Raw genomic sequence first — 25,774 nt, forward strand, 5'->3', positions numbered from 1 at the left:
CTAGTCCTCCCCTGCTCGGAGCTTGGCCGCGACACCGAGGCGTCGCCTGTCGCTTAACAGCCCGGATCCTCGGAGAGGATCTCGAGGCGATTTCGGATCAGCGCCCCGGCCCGATAGAGGCCAGCCAGGGTCTTGCTGTCCGTGATGTTGCCGTCGTTGCACCAGTCCAGCGCCTGGACCAGGGGCATCCAATGCACCTCGATGACCTCGCCGTGCTCATGCTCGACGGGGACGCTGGTGAGACCGCGGGCAAACCAGAGGTGGATGACTTCGGTGAAGATGCCGGGCGAGCTGTGCATGACCCCCAGCTCCGTCCAGTCTTCAGCTTGCAGGCCGGCCTCCTCGAGCAGCTCGCGCTGCGCCGTGGCGAATGGCGTCTCGCCCGGATCGATGCGACCCGCGGGCAGCTCCCACAGCCAGCCGCCGCTGGCGTGGCGATATTGCCGGAGCAGGCAGACCCGGTCTTGATCGTCCAGTGCGACCGCGGCCGCCCCCCCGGGATGCCGGACCATCTCGAGATCGACCTGGCTGCCGTCCGGCAGCTCCACCGTCTCGACGGCGACGTCGATCACCTTGCCCTGAAAGGCTGGCTCGCGCTTCAGGATCTTGCCTTCGCTCATGACTCTCTCCTCGCTCGGGGCCACGCCCATGCTGACAGCCGGCGGACCACGACCATCGCCATGCAATCCGCGCAGCGATATTGGAGTCGGTCGGATTGGAAGCCGCCAAAAAGTGGCCTTAAACTAGCGTCGCGTGGCCGTTTCTACAAGCAAGCACCCGCTGGAAGGAGCCGAGGTTTGATCGAGCACCCCATCGTCATCGCCCTGACCTTCGCCGTCTATTTCGGCTGTGTCCTCTTGATCGGCTGGTACGCCTACCAGCGCACCAAGGATCTGTCGGACTTCATCCTCGGCGGACGCCGCCTGCAAAGCGGGGTGGCCGCCTTGAGCGCGAGCGCCTCGGACATGAGCGGCTGGCTGCTGCTAGGACTCCCCGGCTTCGCCTATGCGGCGGGCCTGGAGTCCATCTGGCTCGCGGGCGGCTTGCTGCTCGGCACCTGGCTCAACTGGCGGGTCGTCGCCCGACGCCTGCGCAGCTTCAGCGAAGCCTATGACAACGCCCTGACGCTGCCGGAGTATTTCGCCAATCGGTTCGAGGACAAGACCGGCCTGCTGCGCGGTCTCGCGGCCATCACCATCCTTCTATTCTTCCTGATCTACACCGCCTCGGGACTCGTCGCGGGCGGCAAGCTGTTCGAATCCGTCTTCGGCTTCCCCTATGTCTGGGCAGTGGGGCTCGCCGTGCTGTCCATCATCATCTACACGGCGGTCGGCGGCTTTCTCGCGGTCTCTTGGAGCGACGTGCTGCAAGGCCTCCTGATGGCGCTCGCCCTCATCGCCGTGCCCTGGATCGCACTCCAGCACCTCGGGGGTATGGATGCCGCGGTGGAGCGCATTCGCGACGTCGATCCCCTCCTGCTGAGCGCCTGGACGAAGACCGACGGCACGGCGCTGGGGCTGATCGGCATCGTCTCGCTCGCCGCCTGGGGACTCGGCTATTTCGGTCAGCCGCACATCCTGGCGCGTTTCCAGGCGATCGAGTCGCCGCACAAGATCGGCACGGCAAGGCGCATCGCGGTCACTTGGGTCGCCCTGACCTTGGTCGGAGCGATCCTGACCGGCATGGCCGGCATCCTCTTGGTCGATCCGCCGCTGGCGGAGGACGCCCGGGAGACCGTCTTTATCGTGCTGGTCGATCTCCTCTTCCATCCGGTGATTGCCGGCATCCTTCTCGCGGCGATTCTCGCGGCCATCATGAGCACGGCCGACTCGCAGCTCTTGGTGTGCTCGTCCGCCTTTACCGAGGATGTCTACAAGACCGCCTTCCGGCGCTCGGCGAGCCAGCGCGAGCTGGTGGCCGTCGGTCGCGTCGCCGTGATCCTGGTCTCCTCGATCGCCTTCGCCATCGCGCTCGATCCCGACACCCTGGTCCTGGACCTGGTGGCCTACGCCTGGGCCGGATTCGGCGCGGCCTTCGGGCCTGCGGTCATCCTCTCGCTCTATTGGCCACGCATGACGGGTCTCGGCGCCTTGGCCGGCATTGTCGCCGGCGGCTTGACGGTCGTCGTCTGGAAGCAGCTGACGGGGGGGCTGTTCGACCTCTATGAGATCCTTCCAGGCATCATCGCCTCCGCCCTGGCAATCTATGCCGTGAGCGCCATGACTCAGGGCAAGCAGGCGGATCGGCTCGCCGAGCGCTTCGAGGCCGTTCGTCGACTGGACGCGGATGCCAGTCGCGCCCGCTAGTCCGACCGGGCACGGTGACGCGAAAAGCTGTGCCGGCGCCTCCTCGGGCACGGTCATCAGTCTGTAACCAGATCTCAATAAACTAGCGGCTCGATGTTCCGGGACGCGCTCGGTGCGCGCCCCAGGCTGGACCGAGATGCAGACCACTACCTCGCCGAACGACGGCGTTTTCCTTCCGAGACCCTGGCTATGGCTACCATTCTTGTTGTCGATGATGAACCGGATATCCGCGAGGTCATGCGCTTCGCACTGGAGAGCTCCGAGTTTCGGGTGATGGAGGCCGGCCACGCCGACGACGCGCGCAAGTTTCTCTCCCAAGAGAGCCCGGACCTCATCCTGCTCGACTGGATGCTGCCGGGGCGCTCTGGCCTCGAGCTGGCCCAGCAGCTCAAGCAAAATCCCAAGACCAAGGCCCTGCCCATCATCATGGTGAGCGCACGCGGTGAGGAAGAGGACCGGGTGCGCGGCCTGGACACGGGCGCGGACGACTACATCGCCAAGCCGTTCTCGCCGCGCGAGATGGTCGCCCGCGTCAAGGCCGTGCTGCGCCGCAGCCAGCCCGAGGAGCAGGAGCAGGAGATCGAGATCGGCGGCCTGCAGATCGACAACGTCAGTCACAGGGTCACCGCGGAAGGGACGTCCATCGACGTCGCGCCGACCGAATATCGGCTCCTGCACTTCTTCATGACCCACGCCGATCGCGCCTTCAGCCGATCGCAGCTGCTCGATCAAGTCTGGGGCGACCAGGTCTACGTCGAGGAGCGTACCGTCGACGTCCATGTCCGCCGGCTGCGCAAGGCGCTCGAGCCCACCGGGCACGACCGCCTGCTGCAGACCGTGCGCGGCGTCGGCTACCGTTTCTCCGACAAGACCTGAGTCCTTGAGCACCAAGGCCGACAGCCAGCGGGAGGGGATCGCTCGGCCACTTGCCTTCGAGCTGAGCTTCATCCTCTTGCCCGCGGCCGCTGGCGTCCCGCTCGCGCTCCTCGGGCTCCATCCCCTGTGGATCTGCATCCTGGCCATCGCCCCGGCGCTCGCACGCAACTTCCATTACCTCTTCAAGCTGTCGCAGCTCATCCGGCGCCAGCACCGGCTTGCGCCCCCCTTTCCGCGTGGCCTCTGGGGCGAGATCTACCGCAGCGTCGCCCGCTACCAGCAGCGCAGCCGCAAAAGCCGCAAGCGTCAGATCCGCTTCACACGACGCTTCCGCGAGGCGGCCAACGCGGTTCCGGACGCCCTGGTCATTCTCGACAAGCATCACCGCATCGAGTGGGCCAACCCGGCCGCCGTCAAGCTGATGAACCTGTGCTGGCCCGACGACGACGGTCGTCTCTTCACGGACATCCTGGCCAATCCTGGGCTGGACGCCTTGATCGACGCCGGCGACTACACGCGTCCCATGGAGGTCGCGCCCGAGCACAACCGCGCCATGATGCTCTCGCTGCGCAGCACCCCCTTCGGCGAGCGCAAGCGCCAACGTCTCGTGGTCGGCCGCGACATCACCAAGCTCTACCACCTCAACATGATTCGACGGGATTTCGTGGCCAACGCCTCGCATGAGCTGCGAACCCCGCTCACGGTCATCTCAGGCTTCCTGGAGTCCTTGGAGGACGCACCCAGCACACCTGTCACCCACAGGCGTCCGCTCACCTTGATGCGCAATCAGACAGATCGGATGTGCTCCATCATCGAAGACCTGCTGACCCTCTCTAGGCTCGAGATGAACGATCGGCCCGAGGAGCAGGAGTCGGTCGACATCCCGGACGAGATTCACCTGATCGTCCAAGAGGCACAGGCGCTCAGCGGCGGCCGTCACGCGATCAGTGCCGCCGTCGACGAGGATCTCCTGCTGCTCGGCAGCCAGCCCGAGCTGAGGAGCGCCTTCTCCAACCTCGTCTTCAATGCCGTCAAGCACACGCCGGCAGGCGCTCGCATCGACATCCGCTGGCACAACGACGACACAGGCCCGCGATTCACCGTCGAGGACGACGGCCCGGGCATCCCGCCCGAGCACCTGCCGCGACTCACCGAGCGCTTCTATCGCGTCGACCGCGCCAGGTCGCGCGAATCCGGAGGCACCGGCCTAGGCCTCGCCATCGTCAAGCATGTGCTCAATCGCCACGAGGCCAGGCTCAGCATCTCCAGCGAGCTTGGCCGAGGCGCCATCTTTTCGTGCACCTTCCTGGAGCACAGGGCACTGGTCAGACGCGAGATCGATATCTCGGCAACCGGCTGAGACGGCGGCCGAAACGGCTCATGGCGTCAGCGCTCCCTCTGGCCAGGGGGGCGTCGATATCGATTGGCCCGGTCTCCGGCTGAGAGGGTGGACCGGAGCAGGGACTGTGGATCGGTCGAGTCTCTCCAGGCTCTCGCCAGGCCGAGCGCAGGTCAGGACTTCGGATAGCGGTAGATCCGCCGCTCACCCCCGGCAGTCCTGTGGGTGATGGTGAAATCATGGCTGCCGAGATCGGCCTTCAGGGTGATGCTGCCCCCTGCTTGGGACCAGGTCATCTCCAATTCATGCGCCTGAGTCTCGGCGATCTGGAGTGAGCCGTTGAAGGCGGCTGCCGTATTGCGAAGCCGCATCATCTCCAGCTGGTCGAGCACCACAGGGCTGCGCAGCCCCGCCTCGATCATTTCGCTGGTCAGCGCGGTGCGATTGATCTCTTTGTGGCCGGCCGTTCCACCCTTGTCGGCGGCGGCATAATCGTTCTTTCCGGCGAACAGATCCAGATACCAGACCTGCGGAATCCCCGGCATGAAGAGCTGAATGGCGCGCGCGAGACGGAGCTTCTGCGCGTCCTCGCCCAAGGCGCTGAAATAGGTCGCATTGACCTGGTAGTAGGCGATCTTCTTGCCGTCCGCGCCGAAGAGATTCTTCACCCTGCCACCGCGCGCGAGCACGCGGTCGATGATAGCGTCGATCTCCGACCTTCCGAGCAGCCCCGGGCGATAACCTTCTTTCGTCTCGAAGCCGTCGAGATCGAGCACCGGAATGCCGTCGTGGCAGCCCAGCATATTGACCGTCTCGATGCCCTGTGCCTGGATCTCATGGATCCACCTGAGAAGAAAGGTGTTGCGCCCCTCGTCCAGCGCATCCAGCAGCAGGCCGGGCAGAAAGAAGTCGTAAATCGGATAGCCGGCACCCGCGACGGCGGAATGGAGCTGTCTGCCGTACTGCGCATGGATCTCGGGCAACAGGGTCAGCTGGCTCGCCTCGGCGATACCCTTAAGGCGATCGAGATAGTCCCAAGTCCCGGGCTCGTTGAAGAAGTTGCTCAAACCCGGCTGCTTGTGCAAATAGGCGAAGGCATCCAGACGAATCAACTTGGCGCCAAAATCGGCCAATCGCTGCAAGGTCTCCGCATAGAATTCCCAGACCAGCTCGGACTCGGCATTGAGGTCCATCTGGCCGAGATAGCGCCGTTTGGACTCGACGATGTCGGCCACATGGCCCAGGTAATCCTGATAGGGGCCTAGGTCGACGTCGCGAAAGTCCTCACCAGCGGCGATCTTGGCATTGATCTGCTCCAGGATGCTTTGCAGCCCTTCGGCCGGGATGATACGCAGATGCTTGAGATCATCGACCTCCAGCTCGCGGTAATTGATCTCCTGATAGAAGGTGTTCCAGTAGGGCCGCTCGGAGCCATCGGGGAAACGGACAAAGAGAATGGGGAGCCCCGGCTTGCGCATGAAGAGCCGGTCGAGATGGGCCTGATGAGGCATCGCGTAGCCCTCGTCCCCCAGCTCTCCCTCGCCTTCCCAGAAGGCGTTCCAGTCGATAAAGAAGTCGCGGTAGCGCGATTGATCCCCCTTTTCCAGCATGTCCAAGAATTGCGGGGAGCGCACCGAGAGGTGATTCAGCACCAGATCGAACTTGAGGACGATATTCAGCTGTTTGAGCGCTTGGAGATCCTCTTCGGAAACCAGGTCTCCGTTGATGTCGTACTTGCTGATGGAGAAGCCGCGGTCCAGATCGCTCTGGAAGAAGGTAGGCAGGATATAGAAGAGGGAGAAGACGTCTTTCAGCTCGGGGCGCCGCAGCAGTGCGACGGTATCACTCAGCCGAGTCCCTATGCTGTCTGGATAGGCATTGAGCATCACCCCATTGGGCAACGAAGGATTCAACATCAAATCACCTTGTTCGTATCCGTGGGCGATGACCTGACGGCATTCATACGCGTCGCGGCGGGCGCCGATCATCGTCTCGCGCGGCCTTCTTTCGGTAGACTTCGCTCTCGCTCGTCCACCCTACAGATCCAACTGACGCCCAAGACCGCGCGGCGAATCCCAGCACGGTCATCCCACAGAGATGAGATCCAAGCGCCCTTCATGCCAACAACCGGCTGAAGGATCAAACGAGAACCGATCTTTCGGGTCGGACTAAGGATAGCCAAGGACTCGGACAAGGGGTAGGAGACCTCACTGACCGAATCAGTGGGGTCGCACGATCCTCAGCCGGCAGCTGAGATTATGATCGGGCGGGCGAGGCTCCCGTGCAACTGGCCTCGGTAGAGAAGAGAGAGGTGGAGAGGGGAAGGGGTGGCCGACATCACCAGGAAGCGACGTCGGCGGAAAGCCTGATCTCAGCGAGCGGCGGCGAAGGGTGCTTCGTCCACTTCTTCCGAATCCGCGTCGGTATCGTCGGAGATCGTCGCGCTCACGCCTTCCTGAAAGGCATTGTTCACGCGGTCGCGCAGCTCCTTCCCGGGCTTGAAGTGCGGCACATACTTGCCCGCCAGAGCAACGGAGTCGCCAGTCTTGGGATTGCGCCCGATGCGCGGTGGGCGATAGTGCAGGGAAAAGCTTCCGAATCCACGAATCTCGATTCGCTCACCGGACGCGAGCGCTGTGCTCATACGCTCGAGGATCTTTCTGACCGCCTCTTCGACGTCCTTGTAAGCAAGGTGATCTTGCTCCGCAGCCAGAATGTCGATCAGCTCCGATTTCGTCATAGTCATCGACTCCTGGGAAAAACCATCAGGACCCGGCTCGCGCCGGGTCCTGCGTCCTCTAAAGGCTCCTGGGGCGATCAGTTCCCGCGCTGAGCCTCTTCCATCTGCTCCTTGAGGATGTCGCCAAGCGTAGCGGTGGCACTGGCAGCGTCACGCGCATAGCCCTTGATGGCCGACTGCTCTTCTTCGACGTCCTTCGCCTTCATGGAGAGCGACAGCGTGCGGTTCTTGCGGTCGACGCCCATGAACTTGGCCTCGATCGCCTCGCCGGCCTTGAGGACGGCGCGCGCGTCTTCGACGCGATCGCGAGAAATCTCGGAGGCACGCAGATAGCCTTCGACACCATCGCCGAGGGTCACGGTCGCACCCTTGGCATCGACATCGGCGATGACGCCTGTGACGATGCTGCCTTTCTCATGCAGCGCCACGAAGCTGGAGAAGGGATCCTTGTCGAGCTGCTTGACACCCAGGGAGATACGCTCGCGCTCGGGATCGACCGAGAGAACCACGGTCTCGAGCTCGTCGCCCTTCTTGTAGCGACGCAGCGCCTGCTCGCCGGACTCGTCCCAGGAGATATCGGAGAGGTGCACCAGACCGTCGATGCCGCCGTCCAGACCGATGAAGATGCCGAAGTCGGTGATCGACTTGATCTTGCCCGAAACGTGGTCGCCCTTCTTGTGGGTGGTGGCGAACTCATCCCAAGGATTCATGGCGCACTGCTTGATGCCGAGCGAGATGCGGCGACGCTCCTCGTCGATATCCAGCACCATGACCTCGACCTCGTCGCCGAGCGAGACCACCTTGGTGGGATGGATGTTCTTGTTGGTCCAATCCATCTCGGAGACGTGAACCAGACCCTCGACACCCTCTTCGATCTCGACGAAGCAGCCGTAATCCGCAATGTTGGTGACCTTGCCGAAGACACGGGTGCTTTCCGGATAACGGCGGGAGATATTGATCCACGGATCCTCTCCCATCTGCTTCAGGCCGAGCGAGACGCGCTGACGCTCGCGGTCGAACTTGAGGACCTTGACGCTGATCTCGTCACCGATCTCCACGACCTCAGACGGATGCTTGACGCGGCGCCAAGCCATGTCGGTGATGTGCAGCAGGCCGTCGATGCCGCCCAGATCCAGGAAGGCGCCATAATCGGTGAGGTTCTTGACCACACCCTTGACCTCCATGCCCTCTTCCAGGTTCTTGAGCAGCTGCTCGCGCTCGGCGCTGTACTCTTCCTCGACCACGGCGCGGCGTGAGACGACGACGTTGTTGCGGCGACGGTCGAGCTTGATGACCTTGAACTCTTGCTCTTTGCCTTCGAGGTAGGTGGTGTCGCGCACCGGACGCACGTCGACGAGCGAGCCAGGCAAGAAGGCGCGGACGGTACCCAGATCGACGGTGAAGCCACCCTTGACCTTACCGTTGATCATGCCCTTGACGGTCTCACCGTTCTCGAAGGCCTTCTCCAGATAGTCCCAAGCGGCGAAGCGCTTCGCCTTCTCGCGGGACAGACGGGTCACGCCGAAGCCGTCCTCGACGGCGTCCAGGGCCACATCCACCTCATCGCCGACGGCCACTTCCAGCTCGCCCTCGGGGCTGATGAACTGTGAGCGCGGGATAATGCCCTCGGACTTGAGCCCGGCATTGATCACGACATTGTCGGAGGTGATGTCGATGACGGTACCGACAACGATGGTTCCCGGCTGGAGCTGGGTGGTGTTGAGACTTTGTTCAAAAAGTTCGGCAAAACTTTCGGTCATGAGATCAAGTTATCCTGAGAGCGGCGCGCTGACCCGCCCCATCCGGAGCGAGGGGTTTTAGTTAAACGAAAAGGTCGGAGCTTTCCGCACCGACCCCTTATTTTTGGGCATACCAGGCCCGCCGTTGCGCTGGTCAGACGGCGAGACAGTTGAAGCCCGTGAACTTTAGGTGACCAGCCCAGGGAAGACGCGCCTTACCTCTTCCAAGACCCGATCGAGCACTTCGGCGATGGACATCTGACTGGAGTCCACCAGGACGGCATCCTCGGCAGCGCGCAGGGGCGCCACCGCTCGGGACAGATCACGCGCGTCCCGCTCACGAATGTCCGCTACAAGTCGGGGGAGGTTAGCATCCAACCCCTTTCCTTTCAACTGTTTATACCGGCGATTGGCGCGAATTTCGGGACTTGCGTCAAGAAAGACCTTCAATGGGGCCTGAGGGAAAACCACAGTCCCCATGTCACGGCCGTCCGCCACCAAGCCGGGGGGACGAGCCATGCGCCGCTGCCACTCGAGCAGGGCCTCTCGCACGCTCGGATGCGCCGCCACCCGAGAGGCCGCAGCGCCGGCCTCCTCGGTGCGAATCGCGTCGCTCACATCCTCGCCGTCCAACAGCACCTTTCCATCGCTGAACTGCAATGGTAGTACGCCGGCCAGAGATGCCAAGGGCTGGGGGTCGTCCAGCACGTATCCAAGTCGCTGGGCGGCCAGTCCGAGCACACGGTAGATGGCGCCACTGTCGAGCACCTGCCAGCCGAGCCGCTCGGCGAGCAGGCAGGTGAGCGTGCCCTTGCCGGTTCCAGACGGGCCGTCGATGGTGATGACAGGGCTCATGCCGCCTCCCCTTCGAGGTGCAGCCCGGCTTGACGGGCCAGACTCGCGAAGCCCGGGAAGGAGGTGTCGACATTGGCGCAATCCTGGACCTCGACCGGACCGCGCGCGCGCAGCCCCGCGATGGCGAAGGACATGGCGATCCGGTGATCGCTGTGCGCGTGGATGGCATCCGCCCCCTCGGTCGAGCCCAGCTCGCCGCCGCGGATGCGAATCCCATCCGGCCTCGGCTCGGCCTCGATCCCCAACTGCTCCAGGCCGTCGGCCATCACCTGGATGCGATCACTCTCCTTGACGCGCAGCTCTTCGGCGCCCGTCAGCAGGGTCTCGCCGTCGGCGCAGGCGGCGGCGATGAAGAGCGCGGGGAACTCGTCGATTGCCAAGGGGACCTGATCGACCGGAATGCGAATCCCGCGCAGGCGCGCGCTGCGCACGCGGATGTCTGCGACGGGCTCGCCGCCCGCCATCCGCTTGTCGAGCAGCTCGATGCTCGCGCCCATGTCGCGCAGGATGTTGATGACCCCGACCCGGGTCGGATTGATGCCGACGCTTTCGAGCAAGACATCGGAGTCGCGCGCAATGCTGGCCCCGACCATGAAAAAGGCGGCGGAGGAGATGTCGGCCGGTATCTCGAGCGCGCAGGCCTTGAGACTTCCCCCGCCCTCGAGACAGACGCGCGGCCCAGATCGGCTGACGTCATAGCCGAAGGCCGTCAGCATGCGCTCGGTGTGATCGCGCGTGGGCGCAGGCTCGTTAACACAGGTCCGGCCCTCGGCATAGAGCCCGGCCAGCATCAAGCAGGACTTGACCTGAGCGCTGGCCACCGGCAGCCGGTAGTCGATCCCCGCGAGGCGCGAAACGGGCTGGAGCCGCAGCGGGGCGGTTCCCTCCCCGCTCGTCAGGATCTCGGCACCCATCTCGGTGAGCGGCGCCGTCACGCGGCGCATGGGCCGCCGGCTCAGGGACTCGTCCCCAACGAGCGTTGCAGGGAAACGCTGCCCGGCCAGCAGGCCCGCCAACAACCGCATGGCGGTCCCGGAGTTGCCCATGTCCAGCGGACGCTCAGGCTGCCGTAGCCCCTGCATGCCGACCCCGCGGACGGTCAGCTCGCCGCCCTCCGGCCCGTCGATCTCGACGCCCATCTCGCGAAAGGCCGCCAGGGTCGCGAGCGAATCGGCACCCTCCAGGAAGCCGCGGATCCGCGTCGTCCCCTCGGCGATGGCGGAGAGCATGATGGAGCGATGCGAGATGGATTTGTCGCCGGGCACCCGCAGCCGGCCCTTCAGAGAGCCGCCAGGCGAGACGAGGTATTTGAGGTTGGTTGCAGCGTCCAATGAGTCTCCAGTGCTCTCCAAGCCAAGCCGAAAGGAAGGCCGGCATTCTAGTCGTGCCTAGTCGAGGGGTAAACCACTGATGCAGCAGCCGACGAGGTGTCTGGGCAGATGCCAGCGGGCCACCTCTGGCGGGAGACCCGGTTAGAATGCGCGGCATCATTGCCAGCCTAGACAACGACCCAAAGGAGCCCGCCGTGTCAGAACGCACTGTCGACGTCGCCATCATCGGATCCGGAACCGCCGGCCTCAACGCCATGGCGCAAGCCCGCAAAGCCGGCAAGTCCTTCGTTCTCATCAACGGCGGCGAGCCCGGAACGACCTGCGCGCGCGTCGGCTGCATGCCCTCCAAGGCCATGATCCAGGTCGCGGAGGACTATCACCGCCGCACCCACCTGGGCAAATACGGCGTCGACGGCCATGAGGCCATGACCCTGGACATCCCGGAGGCGCTCGAGCACGTGCAGGATCTGCGCGACATTTTCGTCGACCGGGTCCTCGGCAGCAGCACCGACGACATGCCGGGAGACCTCTTCATCCAGGACTACGCACGCCTGCTGGAGCCGACACTGATCGAGGTCGCCGGCCAGCGCATCCGCGCCGACGCAGTGGTGATCGCCACCGGCTCGCGCCCCTTGATCCCCAAGCCCTGGAGGGCCTTCGGCAACCGGCTCCTCACCACCGACGACGTCTTCGAGCTGGAGGATCTGCCTGAGAGCATGGCTGTGATCGGTCTGGGCACCATCGGTCTGGAGCTGGGCCAGAGCCTCTCCAGATTGGGCGTTCGCATCACCGGATTCGACCAGATGGACGAGATCGCCGGAACCCAGGACCCGGAGGTCGGGCAGTCCGCCATCGACATCATCGGCAAGGAGTTTCCCATCCACCTCGGCCAGGCTGCCGAGATCACGCAGGAAGGCGAGAAGCTGCGCGTCTCGGCCGGCGAGCACAGCGTCCTGGTCGACAAGGTGCTGTGCAGCATCGGGCGGGTCCCCAATGTCGAGGGGCTGGGTCTCGAGACCCTGGGTGTGCCGCTCGGAAAGCAGGGCATCCCCGCCTTCGATTCGAGCAGCATGCAGGTCGGCGATCTGCCCGTCTTCCTAGCCGGGGACGTAACCGGTGAGCGCCCCCTCCTCCACGAGGCCGGCGACGAGGGGAAGATTGCCGGCTACAATGCCGCCCGCGGCGAGTCCGCCCGCTTTCGCCGCAAGACGCCGCTCTTCATCAACTTCTGCGACCCCAACATCTGCGCCGTCGGGCAGCGCTGGAGCGAGCTGGATCAGGATCGCATCGCCGTCGGCCAGATCAAGCTCGCCCCGGTCGGACGGGCGCTCATCATGGGGAAGAACAAGGGCGTCATCCGCATCTACGCCGACAAGGTCAGCGGCACGCTGCTCGGCGGCGAGATGATCACCCCCAAGGGCGAGAACCTCGCGCACCTGCTGTGCTGGTGCATCGAGCAAGGGCTCACCGTCGGCCAGCTCTTGCGCATGCCCTTCTACCACCCGGTGATCGAAGAGGCCCTGCAGGCGGCCCTCTATGACGCCTATGGAAAAATCGAGGCCAAGAATGAAGGCGGCCTAACCGAGCTGCGGCGACTCTAGCCCGAGACCCTGCGCCGTGACAGCGGCGCCCAGATCGCGGCGAGGCGCCGCTGCCAACGGCAACAACGACCGTCCGCCAAGACACTGACAACTGAACGAAATTAGACCACCTCAATGCCCATCACCGAAAAGCAGAAACGCTGGCTCAAGAAGCAAGTCCATCACCTCAAGCCAGTCGTCACCGTCGGCCAGCACGGAATCACGGATCCCGTGCTGAATGAGATCGACATCGCCCTCGCCCATCACGAGCTGATCAAGGTCCGCGTCAACGCGGGCGACCGGGAGGAGCGCGAAACCAGCGTCGGCCTGATTCGCGACCGCATGCGCGCCGACCTCATCGCCCGCATCGGCAATGTCGCGGCCTTCTATCGCCACAATCCGAAGAAGCACCAGCCGCTGGAAGTGCCGGATCTCTGAAACGAGCCCGCGTCCCAGACCCCGGTTTCAATGCCCAGCCGGGGACGCCCGCGGAGGAGCGCAGGCCAAATGAGCCGGCCGTCAGATCGCACCCGGAAAGCAGACAAGAACGTGAAACTCCTGGAGCATCTTGGCCTATCCGAAAGCCAGTTGCTTGGCGCCCCCCAGCTAGGCTCATCGATTGGCCAAGCTCGGCATTCGACCTGACGAGCAAAGACCCAAGTCGCACACAGGCTCCACCCAGAAGAACAGCGTTTGCGCCTGGGCACCGGACTTCAAGCGGCGATTCTTCTTGTGCGAGAGGCAGGCTACTGCCACTGATAGGAGAGCTGAAACCACCAGGTGCGCTCCTCCAGCAGCGAGTAATCATCGGTATAGGTGTAGGTGGCCGCGGGCGACTTGATGGTTTGTGCCAAGAGGTTGTTGACCCCCGCGCGCAGCGTCAGCCCCGAAGCGCCGACATTGAGCCAGTTCAGCGTCAGCGCCAGATCGTTGTAGCCGGGGAGTTGATCGCTGCGTGGGTCGTCCGCGGAGCGATGACGGTCGCTGACATAGCGCCAGCGCCCCGTCAAAAGGACGTCGGAGCGCGGGCGGTAGAGCAGACTGAGGTTGCCCAGCCAATCGGCCGCGCCGGCGAGTGCCCCCCCAATGTCATTGTCCAGGGTATCGCTGTAGCTGAGGTTGGCCACGAGTTTCCAGGCTGGCCCCAGACGCTGCTCCCATTCCGTCTCGATCCCTTGAAGGCGCGCCCGACCGCGGTTGCGATAGCTGTTGCTCTCGATGACGATCAGATTATCGACCTGGGAATGGTAGAGCGTGGCGCGCACGACACCAGTGCCGCGTCGAAAGATGTAGCTGAGCTCGCTGGTACTGACGGTCTCGGGCTCGACTGCGATCTCGCCAAGCGCCGAGGTGCCAGCGTTGCCATAGACTTGAAAGAGTGTCGGCGGGAAGAAGGCTTCGGCATATTGCGCCTTGATGAGATGCTCTTCGCTCAGGGTCCAGACCGCCGCCAGCCGAGGGGAGAGGTTGTCCCCAACGTCGCTGTAGCTGTCGTAGCGCAGGCCGACAGTCACCTCGAGCGGCGCGAGGGGACGGAATTGATCCTGGACCGCGAGGCTGCGGATCGTGCGCTCCGCGCCTTCGTCGATGAAGTTCTGGTCTCCGCTGTAACGACGCGGGGCCGATAGCGGCTCCTGGGTATCCAGATCACCATTGAAGGCCCACCAAGCATCCTTGACCTGGACCCTGGCCGCCGTTGCATCGAGCTGCCAACGATGCCCGCTCCACCCGCCCCAGTCGAGGGTGAGCTCGACCTCCTCGCGGTTGAGCCTGATGTCGTTCTCCAGGAAGACGCCATCGGGATAGACGTTCTGCGAGTCCAAGGGATAAGGCAGGCCGGCAGGGAGCACCTCCTCCGCCCAGTTGCCGACGTACTGCGACCAGGTCAGCTTCAGCTCGGCGCCGAGCGTCTCCGTCGGATCGAACACCTGGCGCAATTGCACCAGGGTCTGCTCGGAGAAGGCGGCGTCCGCGCTCTCGTTCCACGCGGGCAGCACGTTCAGCGCACCGAAAAAGGTGCCCCTCTGGTCGCGACTGTACTGCGCCAGCAACGACGTCTTCTTGTAGTCCAGCGAGAGCACCGCGAGTCGATCGTTCTCGGCATTGTTGAGCTTGCGGGGTGCCAGTGACTGCTGGCCCAGGCCGATCAGGTAGAGCCGGTCGGCTCCCGCCATCACGTCAGTGCCCTGCGTGTCCCAGCCGGCGGCATTGAGGCTGAGATGCCAGTCCTGGCTTGGGTCCTGCGTCGAGAAGACCAAGCCCGCCCCATAGGTTGCGCCGCTTCCGGCGTAAAGGGAGACGCGGTTCTCGTTCTTCCGGGTGATGATGTTGATCACGCCGGCGAAGGCGAACTCGCCATGCACCGCGGAGCCAGGGCCTCGAATCACCTCGATGCGCTCGACCTGCTCGACCGGGGTATAGAGAATGTTGGAGTAGCCGCCAAAGGCATTGTTCATCGCTACCGAATTGAGGAGCAGCTTGACGTTACCGTTGGCATGCTGAAAGCCGCGAATCGAGACCAGCAAGCCGCCGTTGTTGTTGCGATCGATCTGCACCCCAGGAACCAGCGCCAAGGCCTCCCAGACGGTATGTGCACCCAGAGCGGCAAGCTCGTCGCCATCCAGAACGCTCAGGATACCGGGGACGAAATCGGCGTTCATGCGCGTCTTCGTCGCCAGCGTCGACACGTCATCGATGACGGAAAGAAGATCTGCCTTGGCGGATTGGTCGTCGCCGACATCCTCCGGTTGGGTCCGTATCGCGGTGCGCTGCGGCTCGCCGGCCAGGCCCTGCAGGCTGATTGCGGCGAAGAGGACGAGTGCGGACGGGCGAAAAAGGGGCGGCATCGCGATCAAACGGCCAGTGTTGGAGAGTCGAATGGAGAGGCGAGCCGCATCTCCAAGAAATCGGACGCTGGCTCTCTCCGCGAGGCGATCCGACCACAAATGGCGACAGGACGAAGCAACGCGTGCCCGGGAGACCGGCCTTCAGCCCGTCGACTCGGAAGAGAGCCTTCGAGCCGCAACCTGTGTGCAGACCACCGCGATGCCTTCGACGCTCGAATGGTAACGAGGCGTACGACCAGGTGTCCATGATGTTGCGGCAGACGCCGATGGAAGGTCTCCGCGAGTCCCGCCGGTGGTGGGATGCAGCTGCAGAAACATTGACGATAGGGCCGCTGAGAACGCCCCCCCGCGAGTGTCCGGAGACCACTCAGCGATCCAGCAGCCCAAGCTGGCCGCAAAGGTCGAATCCGATCGCTTTGTCGTGACATCGAAGGATGACGATGCGGTCTGGCGTGTGCGGATCCGGCTGCATCTCGGCACCGGCGGCCTCGATGAGCCGTTGCTGCTCCGTGCCCAGATCAGCGTCACCGAAGATGGAGATGACAAGGCCGCCTGGAACGGGGGGCGGAGCCTCGAAAGGCTGACGATCCACGAGCGCCGCCCATGACCTCATGAAGTCAGGTCCATAGAAGTCGAAGAATCCGTTCGAGCCGCGCAGATGGGCCTCGATCGGCCGTCCACCGATCAGCTCGACATTGCAGATTCCCGTGTAGCCGGCGAGCTGCTCCGCGACCCAGCGGGTCAGCCAAGCGTCGAGCTCGGGCAGATGGACGCCGACCTCCCAATAGATCGAGCGCGACGCATGCTTCTCGGCAGCGCCCCTCGTATGGGCAAGCCATCGCAACCGCCCATCCTGGACGAGACAGTCCGTGCTGGTGTGGCTGCCCTCCAGGCGCTCGCACCAAAAGCTGCCAGGCTCATCCGGCACCTCGTCAGCCCGCACGGCGCGCGCATTGAGCGACATCCCGGCAAGGTTGACGATCGGCTTGACGAAGACCTCATCCTCGGCCGCAAGACCGAATTCCACGGGATTGACACCGCAGGGCGCCGCCAAGAGCCCGGCCGAAAGCGCGAGATCCAGTTTGTTGTAGAGATGCCGATACGCGGGATTGAGTCGCCACGCGGCCGCGTCGCTCACGGCAACCTCCGCCCTGGGCTCCGGCCGGAAGAGATGCTTGCGCTCAGGGAGGACTCCGATGTATGGCATGGCTTGCCCCGCTCAGGCTGAATCCAATCGTTTGAGCCGCAAAGGCATGAGCGCCCGAGGCTCAGCCCACGCCGCCGTCGATGCGCTCGACCTGACAGAGGCCGGACTTGAAGGGCGGGAAACCGCTGATGGGATCGAGATGGCGGTCGTCCGTCAGCTCGTTGATGTTGGCGCTGTTCCAACCGTGGGAGCAGTGAACAACGCCCGGTTTGACCTTGTCGGTGACACGGGCGACGAAACGGACCGCACCACGCGGCGAGCGGACCGCGACGGTCTCACCATCGCGGATGTCGCGCGAATCCGCATCCAGGGGATGGATCTCGACCAGGGGGCTCGGCACCGCACGGCGCATGCGTGCGATGTATTGGTGCTGGGAGTGCGTGTCGAACTTGGTCCGCGCCCCACTGGTGAGCACCAAGGGGTAGTCGACCGCGATCTCAGGCGTCGCGACCGGACTCTCGGCGGGCTCGCGATAGATGGGAAGTCCGTCGTGCCCGGCCTCGCGCAGCTCGCTGGAGTCGAGCTCGACCTTGCCGCTGGCGGTCGGGAAGCCGCGCAGCCGGTAGAGGCGGTCCGCGTCCAGGAAGCCATGCTCGACCAGCTCTTCGATCGCGTCCGCGTAGACAGTCACCCCGTCTGGATTGGAGTAGACCTCCTCGCGAATCTCTTCCGGAATACCCTCGGCCGCCTCGGCCCAGGACGCCTCCAGGTCGCCTTCCCAAAACTGCGCTCCCATCCCGAGACGCTGCGCGATCTGCAGGAAGATGGTGCCGTCCGGGCGTGCCTCTCCCTTGGGGGCGACGACGGCGCGCCGGTAGCGCAGCTCGCCCTGATAGGCACACCCCGGATAGGCGATGAGCGCTGGACGCTCGAGATTGGTCGCGGCCGGCAGGACGATGTCGGCCTGCAAGGTCGCCGGGTTGTGAAAGAAGTCCGTCACGGCGAAGAAGTCGAGCGAGGCAAGCGCCTGCTCCATACGCTTGGAGTTGGGCCACATCGCCGTGTTGATGCCCATGGCGAGCAGGGCGCGCACCTGCTGCGGCTGGCCGTCGAGGATGCAGTCCGGCAGCAGCATGCTCTGTCCCGCCGGCCAGTAGCGGGTCCAGACCGGATAGACCTCGTCCCCGATGCGCGGCGGGAGATCGCTGCGGCAGTAGTCGAACAGCTCGATGGGCTTGGGCAGCACCTTGTCGTTGAAGAAGCGATTGCCGCCCTCGCGGTCCAGGTTGCCGGTGACGGCGGAGAGCAGGATGAGCGCGCGATGATTCTGGAAGCCGTTGCTGTGCTGGACGGTCGCGGTGGGCGAGAGGGTGATCTGCGCCGGCGGCGTGGTCGCGAAGAGCTCGACGGCCTTCCGCAAGTCTTGCTCGTCGATTCCGCAGATGCGCGCGACCCGCTCGGGCGTGAAGTCGCGCACATAGTCCTTGAAGGCCTCGACGCCATTCCCCCACTCGTCCAGAAAGGCCTGATCCTGCCAGCCGTTCGCGAAGATGAGGTGGTGAAAGCCCAACGCCAGGGCGCCGTCGGTTCCAGGCCGAATCTGCAGGTGGATGTCGGCGTGATCCACCATGGGGGTGCGCCGCGGGTCCACGACGATCATGCGGCGTCCCGGCTTCAGATTGACGAGCGGATGACTGTCGAAGGGCGGGATGGAGCCGCGCGGGTTGGTCGACCAGATCAGATGGCAGCGCGTCTTGGGCGACACGACCGTGGAGGTGGTCTTGACCTTGTAGCCGAAGGTGACCTTCTCCGCGACCATGGTGGCGGAGAAACAGCAGCCGCTCTCCGTGAGATAGTTGGGTGAGCCGAAGGCATGGGCGAGCCGCTGCAACTGCGGGCGCGCCTCCTTGGTGTAGCCCGCGAAGAAGGCGACGCTGGGCGCGCCATGCTCGGCTTTGACGCCCGCCAGCCGACCGGCAATTGTGTCCAGGGCCTCGCCCCAAGAGATGCGCTCGAATTCTCCGCTGCCCTTGGGGCCAACACGCTTCAACGGATAGAGCAGGCGCTCGGGATGATTGCGCCGATCGATCTGGGCATAGCATCTCGGGCAATCTGGCCCCTTGATACCCAGCGGCTCGCCGGCCGAATCCAGCTCGACCTCGATCGCACAGTTCGCATCGCACTCGTAGCAGGTGCTCTTCTTCGTCGCCATGATCGTCTTACTCTCGCATGCTTCAAGCGGGGAATTCCGTTCGGCCGAGGCGCCTGTCAAGACGCCAGATACCGAAAACGAGGATTGGGTCTCAGAGGCATTTCCATAGAGCTGGCACCATCCGCACACAAGAGCGCACCGAACACGGCCTGCTCTTCGCATCAAGCCCGAAGGACGTCCATCGCCCCTTGTTGCTCCGATTAGTGCGCCTCGACGCCAGGAGCCCAGGGCAAGGCGCATCCCAGGGAACAAGAAGAATCGATTTCGCAAGCTCGGTATCCCACCCAGGAGACCGAGATCCTGTCTCATCGCCGAGCGTCGACCTAGCCCCGCTGGGGCCTGGGCGGCCAGCCATCGGCCGAAATTCGACCGGGGCGATGCCCGCAGCCTTCCGGCGCGCGCCGCAAGGCGAGGGTGAAGGAGGTGGACAGAGACCGCGAGCGGCCTCCGTCCAGCAGACCAAGACAAGGCCGATCTTGGCCGGATGATCGCAATACCAACAGAGAGTGGATGGTGCCCTATGACAAAGAAAGAGATCCTGACCCAACTGCGCGCCGCGAAGACCGCCCATATCCAGTGGCGCTCCTATGCCCAAGCACTGATCTCCGGCCTGCCGGTCGAGCAAGACCACGTCCCCGTCGTCCACACGACCTGCAGGTTCGGCAAATGGTACTATGGCTCAGGCCAGGCCCTCTCCTCGCTCAGTGGCTATGAGGCGATCGAAACGCCGCACGAGATTCTCCACCAGCTCTACATGAAGATCTTCAAGATCCTCTTCGCCGAGGACGACCGCTCCATGCTGACCAAGATCTTCGGCTCCAAGAGCAAGCTCAACAAGAAGAAGCAGGAAGAAGCGGAGGCCCTGATGCAGAACCTCCTCGCCGTCTCGCGCACCCTGCTGGAGTCCATCGCCCTGCTCGAGCAGGAGATCCAGAGCATGCCGGAAGAGGAGCTGGCAGCGCTCTACTAGGACCGAGCGAAAGCCCCTGCAGGAAGGGACTTCCGGTCGATCGGCCCCGCATGGCCGACCGCGAAGAGTTGCCCGACGCGCGGCTTTGCTGGGATCATGGGCCGTCGCCAGCGCGGAGCAGCCCAGATGCAGTCAGCCAAGCCCGACTATCGGGGCGGTGGGATCGTCAATCTCATGAGCAGCATCATTCAGGGGCGCGGTGGTCGATCGGACCACCCTCCCCTGGAGCGGCTGCCGCCTGCCGAGCTCACTGAAGCGGCAAACCTCATCTTGCTGGTGATCGATGGACTGGGTGCCGACTGGCTCGCGCGCCACGGGCCCGAAACCCTGCTCGCGCGCTCGCTGCGCAGCCCCATCACATCCGTCTTTCCGCCGACGACGGCCGCCGCCATCCCGACCTACCTGACCGGAGCGGCGCCACTCGAGCACGGCCTCACGGGCTGGTTCACCTATTTGCGCGAGCTGGGATGCGTCATGACGGTGCTGCCCGGCGTGCCGCGCTATGGCGGTGTCTCCTACAGGCGCGCCGGCATCGATCCCAAGGCGCTCTTCCCCACACCTTCCGTCTTCGAGCGCATGGGGGCGCGCGGCTTCGCCCTGTCCCCGGCCTTCATCGCGCACTCCGACTTCAATCGAGCGCACACAACTGGCGCGGAGATTCTGACCTTCGAGACCCTGGAGCAGGCCTTTCGGCAATGTCTGCGCCTGGTGCAGCCTGGGCCTCGCTGGCCGCTCGGCAAAGGGACCCGCCAACCGAGCTACAGCTATGTCTACTGGCCGCGGCTGGACAGCATCGGCCACGAGCTGGGCATGGAGAGCGACGCGGCGAAGGCGCATCTGCTCGAGATCGACCAGGCCATTGGCGACTTTCTCGCCGCCGCGGCAGGCACCGACACCCTGCTCCTGGTCTGCGCCGACCATGGCCAGCTCGACACCCAGCCATCGGACGTCATCGACATGGCGCAGCATCCGCAGCTTGCGGACACCCTGATCCTCCCCATTTGCGGCGAGCCGCGCGCCGGACTCTGCTACGTCAGGCCTGATGCCAAGGCGAGCTTCTTGAGCTATTGCGAGACCGAGCTGCGCGACCTGGTCGACTGCGTGCCCAGCCGTCAGCTCGTCGAGGATGGCTATTTCGGCGAAGGCGCGGCCCATCCCAGCTTCACCGACCGGGTCGGCGATTTCTGCATCCTGCCGCGCGGCCATCGGGTGCTCAGCGAGCGCCTTCCGAGCGAGCCGCCGCATCCACAGGTCGGCGTGCACGGAGGCCTGAGCAACGCAGAGCTCATGGTTCCCTTGTGCGTCCTGACGGCCTGACCGGCCGCCGGGCGCTCACATCAGACCGAGCTGCAGCCTAGCTTCGTCGCTCATATTGGCCTGGCTCCAGGGCGGATCCCAGACCAGGGCGACATCGGCCTCGCCCACGCCCTCGACACGCTCCACGGCGCTCTTGACCATCAAGGGCATCATGCCCGCCACGGGGCAGCCGGGCGCGGTCAGCGTCATGTCCACGTGCACATTGCCGTTCTCGGCGATATCGATGGTGTAAATGAGTCCCAGATCGTAGATGTTGACGGGAATTTCGGGGTCGTGGACCTTTCGCAGCTCATCGATGATCGGCTGTCTGAGCTCCTCGGGATTCACGTGCTCGACCACGACATCCTCTTCCACGACGGACGTCTCTTCCTGTTCTTCGCCCTTCTTACCAAAACCGGCGAAGCGAGCCAGTCTATTCATGTTCGACCTCTCGGCAACAGGTCATGCCCAACACTCGGGATCCCATCGGACCCCCAGCACATTTAGCGGGATCGCGGCTAGCTCAGCGGCGCCGACTCCAGCCTTCGTCCCACCTGCTCGGTCACATAGTCGCGCAGCGGCTCCGCGCCCAGCTTGTCGATGATCTCGCCCGCGAAGCCCAGGCAGAGCATGCGTCTCGCGATCGGGGCCGAGATACCGCGCGAGCGCAGATAGAAGAGCATCTCGGGCTCGATCCGGCCGACCGTTGTGCCATGGCTGCACTTGACGTCGTCCGCATTGATCTCGAGCTGGGGCTTGGTATCCACCTCGGCGCTTTCTGAGAGCATCAGATTGCGATTCGACATGGCCGCGTCCGTCTTCTGCGCGTCCTCGGCCACGAACACCAAGCCGTCGAAGACCGCCCGCCCCTTGCCATACAGGATGCCCTTGAAGTTCTCCTGGCTGCGGCAGTTCGGCAGCGAATGATCGACGTCGAGGTGGTAGTCCATCAGCTGGCCGTCGCCGGCGAGGTAGAGCCCCTGGAGGTCGCATTCGGCGTGCTCCCCGCTGAAGCTCACGCAAAGATCCGTCCTGGCCCAGCGCGCGCCGAGCCCGATATTGATCCCGCGATAGCTGCTGGCCGTGTCCTGGCGCAGGTAGAAGCCGGTGATGTGGAAGGCATTGGGACTCTCGTCCTGGATGCGCTCATGCGCCAGAAGGGCATCGCGACCGAGCGACACCTCGGTCACGCAGTTGGTGCAATAGAGCGAATCGCCCAGGCTGAGATAGCGCTCGATGAGGGTCGCCTGGGCACCGGCATTCAGGATCACGAGATTGCGTGGCTGAGCGACGCGCGGCTCATCCAGCCCCACGGACAGATGAATCAGCTCGATCGGACGCTCGACGATCCTGCGATCGTCGACGATCACCACGACGCCATCATCGAGGCCCGCCGTGTTGAGTGCCGCGAACAGCGGCAGCTCGTCGCCCGCAACGCCATTCAACTCTCCTCGCAGGACGTCCGGATCGGACTCGAGAAGCTGTGCGAGTCCGGCGATGCGCACGCCCTCCGGCAAGTCCTCCAGAGGCGAAAGCTCGGGAGAGAAACGACCGTTGACCAGGACGACGCGATGGCTATCCAGGCCTGCGACCAAGGCTTCCTCGATATCGTCCGGCTGTAGGGCCGTCAGCGGCTCGGCGGAGAGCGCGAAGGCCTGCTCCTGCAGCCCCTTGAGGCTGGTATAGCGCCACTGCTCGTCCTTGTTGGTCGGCAGGCCCTGCGCACTCGCCTGCTCGAGCGCGCTGCGCCGCTGCGCGTCGAGCCATTCGAGCCCGCGACCGCCCGAGGCGCGCGCGGCCTCGGCGACCCAGCCCTCGAAGCCGGTTGGCAGCCCCGCAGTCATGCCGCACGCCCCTCGGCCTCGATCCAGCCGTAGCCTTTCTCCTCGAGCTCCAGCGCCAGCTCCTTGCCGCCGGAGCGGATAATCTGCCCCTTGGCGAGCACATGGACATAGTCTGGCTGGATGTAGTCGAGCAGGCGTTGGTAGTGCGTGACCACGATCATGGAGCGCTCGGGGCTGCGCAGCGCATTGACGCCATCGGCGACCACGCGCAGGGCGTCGATGTCGAGGCCGGAGTCTGTCTCGTCCAAGATTGCCAGCTTGGGCTCGAGCAGGGCCATCTGGAAGATCTCGTTGCGCTTCTTCTCACCGCCCGAGAAGCCCGCGTTGACGGCGCGCTTCAGCAGCGAGTCGTCCAGGTGCAGGATCTTCAGCTTGTCCTTGATGAGGCGGAGGAAGGAGACGGCGTCCAGCTCCTCCTCGCCACGCGCCTTGCGGATGCTGTTGAGCGCGGCCTTGAGGAAGTAGGTGTTGTTCACGCCCGACAGCTCGACCGGGTACTGAAATGCCAGGAACAGGCCAAGCTGCGCCCGCTCCTCGGGCTCGAGAACGAGCAGGTCCTTGCCCTCGAAGGTCGCACTGCCACTGGTGACCTCGTAGCCCTCGCGCCCCGAGAGGACGTGCGCGAAGGTGCTCTTCCCGGAGCCGTTCGGCCCCATGATGGCGTGCACCTCACCCGGGCCGACCTCGAGGTCGAGGCCACGGAGGATCTCTTTGTCGCCGACGTTGGCCCGCAGGCCTTTGACAGAAAGCATCGTCGTCTCCGAATGTTGTTGTCTCAACCTACCGCCCCTTCCAGGCTGATGCTCAAGAGCTTTTGGGCCTCGACAGCGAACTCCATGGGGAGCTCGTTGAAGACCTCTTTACAGAAGCCGTTGACGATCATGGAGACCGCGTCTTCCTCGGTCAGTCCACGGGAGCGGCAATAGAAGAGCTCGTCGTCGCTGATCTTCGACGTCGTCGCCTCGTGCTCCATCTGGGCGGAGGGGTGCTTGACCTCGATGTAGGGGAAGGTATTGGCGGTGCAGCGGTCGCCGATCAGCAAGGAGTCGCACTGGGTGTGGTTGCGCGCGCCCTCCGCGCGCTGACCGATCCGCACCAGACCGCGATAGGTCTGCCGGCCCTGTCCGGCCGAGATCCCCTTGGAGACGATGGTCGAGCGCGTCCCCTTACCAATGTGGATCATCTTGGTCCCCGTATCCGCCTGCTGGCGCCCCTTGGTCACCGCCACGGAGTAGAACTCGCCGACGGAGTCTTCGCCGCGCAGCAGGCAGCTGGGATACTTCCAGGTGATGGCCGATCCGGTCTCGACCTGGGTCCAGGAGATCTTGGAGCGCGCGCCCCGGCAGTCGCCGCGCTTGGTCACGAAGTTGTAAATCCCGCCCTTGCCTTGCTCGTCGCCGGGATACCAGTTTTGGACGGTCGAGTACTTGATCTCGGCACCCTCGAGCGCGATCAGCTCGACCACGGCGGCGTGGAGCTGATTCTCGTCGCGCTGCGGTGCCGTGCAGCCTTCGAGGTAGCTCACGTAGCTACCCTCTTCCGCCACGATGAGCGTCCGCTCGAACTGTCCGGTATTCCGCGCGTTGATGCGAAAATAGGTGCTGAGCTCCATGGGGCAGCGCACGCCCTTGGGCACATAGACGAAGGTGCCGTCACTGAAGACGGCCGCGTTGAGCGCGGCATAGTAGTTATCGGTGTGCGGGACGACGGAGCCCATGTACTGCCTGATCAGCTCTGGACAATCGTGCACAGCCTCGGAGATCGAGCAGAAGATCACACCCGCCTCGGCGAGGGTCTCGCGAAAGGTGGTCGCGACGGAGACGCTGTCGAATACCGCATCGACGGCGATCCCGGCCAGCGCCTTCTGCTCCTCGATCGGGATGCCGAGCTTGTTGTAGGTCTCCAAGAGCGCCGGGTCGATCTCATCGAGACTCTTCGGCGCATCTTCGGGCCGCTTGGGCGCGGAGAAGTAGGAGATCGCCTGGAAGTCGATCTTGGGATAGTCCACCGCAGGCCACTCGGGCTCGGTCATGGTCAGCCAGTGCCGATAGGCCTTAAGGCGAAGCTCCGTCATAAACTCGGGCTCGCCCTTGCGCTTGGAGATGGCGCGAACGACGTCCTCGTCGAGACCTGGCGGCAGGGTGTCGGATTCGATCTCGGTGGTGAAGCCGTGCTCGTACTCGGATTTGACGATGTCATCGACGGCTTGGGTTGAGGTCATCGCTCCTGGCTCCGTGTTTCTGAGTAAATTACTAGGTTTTCAATATATGCCCTATCGGGCTCGATTCAAAACCCCAGCGCCTGTTGAGGTCGCGGACGCTGCACATGCGAGGCAGGTTCTGTCGCGGACGCCCCATTTCAAGCTGGCGCGCGGCCCTCGGCGGACGGTGGCGACGGAACTTCGGGTCGCGGCGCTGAACTTCCGGGCCAGAGTCCTGAGTCGTCGATCTCGCCGGCTCCACTGCGGACTGCCAGCTCATCGCGGACTGCGAGTCGTGAATCACCGCGCGATTATATTCCGACTCTTTCACTTTGCTCAAAACCAGGTTGCTGAAGCGATGTTGCTCAAGCGCCTCGCTTCACCGAAGCGCGAGAGCCCAAGGTCGCGCTCGCGCGAAGAGCGCCCATCGGTGCCGGGCGGATCGAGCGGCGAGTCAAAGCCAGGGGGCCAAACCGAGCGACCGAGAGGGCGG

20 protein-coding genes are annotated in these 25,774 nt (G+C 64.3%); 7 read left to right on the forward strand and 13 right to left on the reverse strand.

The window, feature by feature from the left end; translation table 11 throughout:
• Positions 1-53: 53 nt before the first annotated feature.
• Complete coding sequence (locus G3446_RS08185; protein ID WP_164452341.1) at positions 54-620, reverse strand: NUDIX hydrolase; 567 nt, start codon at positions 618-620, stop codon at positions 54-56.
• Between the two features lie 177 nt (positions 621-797).
• Between G3446_RS08185 and putP the strand changes: the two genes are divergently transcribed.
• The 3 genes from putP to phoR all read left to right on the forward strand — a co-directional run bounded on the left by putP (position 798) and on the right by phoR (position 4,542).
• Complete coding sequence (putP, locus tag G3446_RS08190) at positions 798-2,306, forward strand: sodium/proline symporter PutP (protein ID WP_245232377.1); 1,509 nt, start codon at positions 798-800, stop codon at positions 2,304-2,306.
• Positions 2,307-2,495: 189 nt separating this feature from the next.
• Positions 2,496-3,182, forward strand: coding sequence for a phosphate regulon transcriptional regulator PhoB (phoB, locus tag G3446_RS08195; protein ID WP_164452343.1), 687 nt, complete (start codon positions 2,496-2,498; stop codon positions 3,180-3,182).
• Between the two features lie 4 nt (positions 3,183-3,186).
• Positions 3,187-4,542, forward strand: coding sequence for a phosphate regulon sensor histidine kinase PhoR (gene phoR / locus G3446_RS08200; RefSeq protein ID WP_245232378.1), 1,356 nt, complete (start codon positions 3,187-3,189; stop codon positions 4,540-4,542).
• Between the two features lie 152 nt (positions 4,543-4,694).
• On the opposite strand, the gene G3446_RS08205 is transcribed toward phoR, so the two are convergent.
• The 5 genes from G3446_RS08205 to aroA form a co-directional block, all read right to left on the reverse strand.
• Positions 4,695-6,437: an alpha-amylase family protein gene (locus G3446_RS08205; protein WP_164452345.1), complete on the reverse strand. Its 1,743-nt coding sequence runs from the start codon at positions 6,435-6,437 to the stop codon at positions 4,695-4,697.
• Between the two features lie 455 nt (positions 6,438-6,892).
• Positions 6,893-7,261 (reverse strand): integration host factor subunit beta, encoded by a 369-nt coding sequence (ihfB, locus tag G3446_RS08210; RefSeq protein WP_164452346.1) that lies wholly within the window; start codon positions 7,259-7,261, stop codon positions 6,893-6,895.
• A gap of 77 nt (positions 7,262-7,338) precedes the next feature.
• Positions 7,339-9,021, reverse strand: coding sequence for a 30S ribosomal protein S1 (gene rpsA / locus G3446_RS08215; RefSeq protein WP_164452347.1), 1,683 nt, complete (start codon positions 9,019-9,021; stop codon positions 7,339-7,341).
• A gap of 165 nt (positions 9,022-9,186) precedes the next feature.
• Entirely contained in the window at positions 9,187-9,855 is a 669-nt protein-coding gene (gene cmk / locus G3446_RS08220; RefSeq protein WP_164452348.1) for a (d)CMP kinase, read from the reverse strand.
• On the reverse strand, positions 9,852-11,186 hold the full coding sequence (aroA, locus tag G3446_RS08225) for a 3-phosphoshikimate 1-carboxyvinyltransferase (protein WP_164452349.1): 1,335 nt from the start codon (positions 11,184-11,186) through the stop codon (positions 9,852-9,854). Before aroA ends, cmk begins: the two co-directional genes overlap by 4 nt.
• 194 nt (positions 11,187-11,380) lie before the next feature.
• Between aroA and G3446_RS08230 the strand changes: the two genes are divergently transcribed.
• Positions 11,381-12,787 carry a dihydrolipoyl dehydrogenase gene (locus G3446_RS08230; RefSeq protein WP_164452350.1) on the forward strand — a complete coding sequence of 469 codons (1,407 nt, stop codon included), beginning with the start codon at positions 11,381-11,383 and terminating at the stop codon, positions 12,785-12,787.
• A 114-nt stretch (positions 12,788-12,901) separates the two neighbouring features.
• Complete coding sequence (locus tag G3446_RS08235) at positions 12,902-13,204, forward strand: YhbY family RNA-binding protein (protein ID WP_164452351.1); 303 nt, start codon at positions 12,902-12,904, stop codon at positions 13,202-13,204.
• Between the two features lie 308 nt (positions 13,205-13,512).
• On the opposite strand, the gene G3446_RS08240 is transcribed toward G3446_RS08235, so the two are convergent.
• From G3446_RS08240 to G3446_RS08250, 3 genes are all read right to left on the reverse strand, one after another.
• The gene (locus G3446_RS08240) at positions 13,513-15,612 is read right to left on the reverse strand and encodes a TonB-dependent receptor plug domain-containing protein (RefSeq protein ID WP_164452352.1); all 2,100 of its coding nucleotides are present in this window, start codon (positions 15,610-15,612) and stop codon (positions 13,513-13,515) included.
• Between the two features lie 367 nt (positions 15,613-15,979).
• On the reverse strand, positions 15,980-16,819 hold the full coding sequence (locus tag G3446_RS08245) for an ATP-grasp domain-containing protein (protein ID WP_164452353.1): 840 nt from the start codon (positions 16,817-16,819) through the stop codon (positions 15,980-15,982).
• Between the two features lie 61 nt (positions 16,820-16,880).
• Entirely contained in the window at positions 16,881-18,971 is a 2,091-nt protein-coding gene (locus G3446_RS08250; RefSeq protein ID WP_164452354.1) for a molybdopterin-containing oxidoreductase family protein, read from the reverse strand.
• Between the two features lie 520 nt (positions 18,972-19,491).
• Here G3446_RS08250 and G3446_RS08255 point away from each other — a divergent pair.
• Both G3446_RS08255 and G3446_RS08260 read left to right on the forward strand, forming a co-directional pair.
• On the forward strand, positions 19,492-19,941 hold the full coding sequence (locus G3446_RS08255) for a CZB domain-containing protein (RefSeq protein ID WP_164452355.1): 450 nt from the start codon (positions 19,492-19,494) through the stop codon (positions 19,939-19,941).
• A gap of 126 nt (positions 19,942-20,067) precedes the next feature.
• Positions 20,068-21,258 (forward strand): alkaline phosphatase family protein, encoded by a 1,191-nt coding sequence (locus G3446_RS08260; RefSeq protein WP_164452356.1) that lies wholly within the window; start codon positions 20,068-20,070, stop codon positions 21,256-21,258.
• A 15-nt stretch (positions 21,259-21,273) separates the two neighbouring features.
• Here G3446_RS08260 and G3446_RS08265 read toward each other — a convergent pair whose 3' ends face one another.
• From G3446_RS08265 to sufB, 4 genes are all read right to left on the reverse strand, one after another.
• Positions 21,274-21,678: an SUF system Fe-S cluster assembly protein gene (locus tag G3446_RS08265; RefSeq protein WP_164452357.1), complete on the reverse strand. Its 405-nt coding sequence runs from the start codon at positions 21,676-21,678 to the stop codon at positions 21,274-21,276.
• A gap of 77 nt (positions 21,679-21,755) precedes the next feature.
• Positions 21,756-23,081 carry a Fe-S cluster assembly protein SufD gene (sufD, locus tag G3446_RS08270; RefSeq protein ID WP_164452358.1) on the reverse strand — a complete coding sequence of 442 codons (1,326 nt, stop codon included), beginning with the start codon at positions 23,079-23,081 and terminating at the stop codon, positions 21,756-21,758.
• Positions 23,078-23,833: a Fe-S cluster assembly ATPase SufC gene (sufC, locus tag G3446_RS08275; RefSeq protein ID WP_164452359.1), complete on the reverse strand. Its 756-nt coding sequence runs from the start codon at positions 23,831-23,833 to the stop codon at positions 23,078-23,080. The genes sufD and sufC overlap by 4 nt, the downstream gene beginning before the upstream one ends.
• 23 nt (positions 23,834-23,856) lie before the next feature.
• Positions 23,857-25,302 (reverse strand): Fe-S cluster assembly protein SufB, encoded by a 1,446-nt coding sequence (gene sufB, locus G3446_RS08280; protein WP_164452360.1) that lies wholly within the window; start codon positions 25,300-25,302, stop codon positions 23,857-23,859.
• Positions 25,303-25,774 lie beyond the last annotated feature (472 nt).

It is taken from the genome of Thiorhodococcus minor (genome assembly GCF_010820565.1).
Lineage (GTDB): Bacteria > Pseudomonadota > Gammaproteobacteria > Chromatiales > Chromatiaceae > Thiorhodococcus > Thiorhodococcus minor.